1 pseudogene is annotated in these 2725 nt (G+C 67.4%); it reads right to left on the bottom strand.

The features are described 5' to 3' along the window. Nucleotides 1-2725, bottom strand: a pseudogene (locus tag GOQ28_RS17715) (autotransporter outer membrane beta-barrel domain-containing protein); the annotation flags it as partial.

The raw sequence follows: 2725 nt of genomic DNA, 5'->3' as shown, positions 1-2725 counted from the left end.
TGACCGTCAGCCAGCCGGCCGTGTCGCCGTTCAGCATCTGGATCGTGCCACCGTCGCCGGCGATGCCACCCGTACCGCCAAACGACGCCCCCACCGTAATCGTGCCGTGCGCCTGATCCGAACCGTCGGCCCCCTGACCACCCCCGCCGCCAATCGACTGCAGCAACACGCCATAGGCGCTGTAGCCACTGGTGGAGATCTTGTTGTTGTGATCGCCGTCGAAGTGATAGTTGATCGTGCCACCATTGGCTGCCGTGCCGCCGCTGCCGCCGACACCGATGATGGCATTCGCTTTGACCTTGCTGCCGGTCGCGCTCGACGATCCGCCAGTGCCGCCGCCTCCGCCAATCGACTGCGCCACCAGCCCGTCGGCCCAGTCGCCACGGGTCGCGATTTGACCGGCGAACGTCACGTCGACATTGCCGCCATGCCCGCCGCTTCCCCCCTTGCCGCCGATGTCGACCCCGAAAGCGTAGGTCGAACCGCTATCGTCCAGACGCTCTTTGTTGTCGCTGTGGGTGCCGATGCGATCGAGAATCGGGTTCGACGACGCATCCGCGCCAATCGAGCCGCCCAGGCCGCCCCCGCCGCCAATGGATTGCAGCAGCACGCCGTCGGCGTCGCCGCCTTCGGTGCCGATGGCCCCTTGCAGGTTAGCCGTGATGTTTCCCCCTACCGCGCCCGTCGCACCCGTGGCGCCCAGACCCAGTTGCAGCCGCGCGGAGGGCCGCTCCTCGCCGCCGCCCGCCGAGACATTCATGGTGCCGCCTTGCGAAGCGCCGCCGCCACCGCCAATGGATTGCGCCACGATGCCTCGCGAGCCCGAACCCAACGTGCGGATCGTGAAATTAGGGTTCAGCGTCACGTTGACCGCACCGCCCACGCCGCCAGCTCCGCCCGTGCCACCAAGCCCTACCGTCAGCTTCAAGGTCGAGGGTCCGCCATGCGCGTAAGCGTTGCTGCTGCCCACGCCGCCATTGCCGCCTCCGCCACCGATGGACTGAGCAAGCACACCATTCGCATAATCGCCGTAAGTGGTGATGCTGGAGCTCGCGGGTGTGCTACTGGCGGGCGGCAGGCTCAGCAAGGGGGCTGCCGGCGCGTATGCCCCGTTGCTGTCGCCCAAACTGACGTTCACCGTTCCTCCGTCGCCGCCGCTTCCGCCCTGACCGCCGAGCGTCAGGCCAGCCTGCAGGGATACGGTCGTCTCATCACCCAGCATGGTGGAGAGCGCGGACGAATCGCCGCCGTTGCCCCCGCCCCCGCCAATTGATTGCGCCACCACGGCGTGCGAACCGTCGCCCAAGGTCCCAATCGAGGTCCCCTGCGACAGCGAGACTTGCGTCACGCAACTGGTATCCCCGGCCGGGCAGGCATCGCCGCCTGCGCCCCCCGAGCCCCCCACCGTGGCCGAAAACGAAAACGCCACGGAGACACCTTCCCCCGTAGGCACCGCTGCCACGAATTCATTGGCCAGCGAACTGCCGCCGCTGCCACCGCCGCCGCCGATGCTCTGCGCCAGCACCCCGAACGCGTCGTTGGGCGCGTAAGTCTCGGGGTCGATATCCGGACTCGCGAAATTCATGCCCGTAGCGATCTGCGAGTTGGTAAGGTTGACGATAGCCGAGTCGCCATGGCCACCGTCGCCGCCTGCCCCGCCGACGACCACCGCCGCGGTGAACCCCAGATCTTGGGTGTAGTAATTGGCCGAGCCGCCGTTACCACCGCCGCCACCGATAGATTGGACGATGACGCCGCTGGAATGCGCACCGCCCGTCCCGACCTGCAGCCCGTTATAGGTGAGTTCCGACGCGCCCCCCACACCGCCTGCACCGGCGCTGCCGCCCAGTTGCAGCGCGACAAACGACTCCAGGCTTTCGCTCTTGGTGCTGCCGCCGTTGCCGCCACCACCCCCGACGCTTTGCGCCACGATACCGGGCGCATAAGCGCCGTGCGTCACGATATTCGCAGTGCCTTGGGACTGCCCATTCGCGCAGGCGTTCTGGTTGGTGATGCACACGGAACCACCATTCCCACCGCTGCTGCCGCTACCGCCGATTGCCAGCGACGCTCCCGCCGATAGGGTAAACGTGTCACCGCCATTGCCGCCGCCACCGCCCACGGATTGCGCCAGCATGGCCGGACTGAAATCGCCATACGTCTGAATGGTCCCCAGCTCATACAACAGCGACACAGCACCGCCGCTGCCCGCGCTGGCGCCCGCGCCGCCGACGCCGACCACTCCCACACTATCGCCGCCGCTGCCACCGCCCCCGCCGATAGATTGCGCCAAGATCCCTACCGCGGCGTTGCCTCTTGTGGTGATGGCCGCGGCATTGGAAACCGTGACCGTGCTGCCATTAGACGGCGTTTCGCCTGCGGAATTGCCGCCCACGCTCAACAAGCCGGTGGCGCTGCCGGAAGCCCCACCACCACCACCGATGGATTGCGCCACGATGCCGTGCGAGCCATAGCCCGACGTATTGATCTGTCCGGAACTCGTAATCGAAACGGTATTGGCGGCCCCGCCGCCGGCACCGTCGCCACCGAGCGCCACGGCCGTTGAAGTATCGGCACCCCCCGCGCCCCCGCTCCCCGCGATCGACTGCGCCAGCACGCCATAAGCATGGTCGCCGCCGGTGGAAATATTGGACCCCTGCAGGATCATGGACACCGTGCCAGCATTACCGCCATTACCGCCGTTACCGCCCTGCCCCCCGAGTAC

The sequence above is a fragment of the Bordetella sp. 02P26C-1 genome, assembly GCF_009763255.1.
GTDB lineage: Bacteria > Pseudomonadota > Gammaproteobacteria > Burkholderiales > Burkholderiaceae_B > Bordetella_A.
This window is presented reverse-complemented; position numbering and strand designations above follow the sequence as displayed.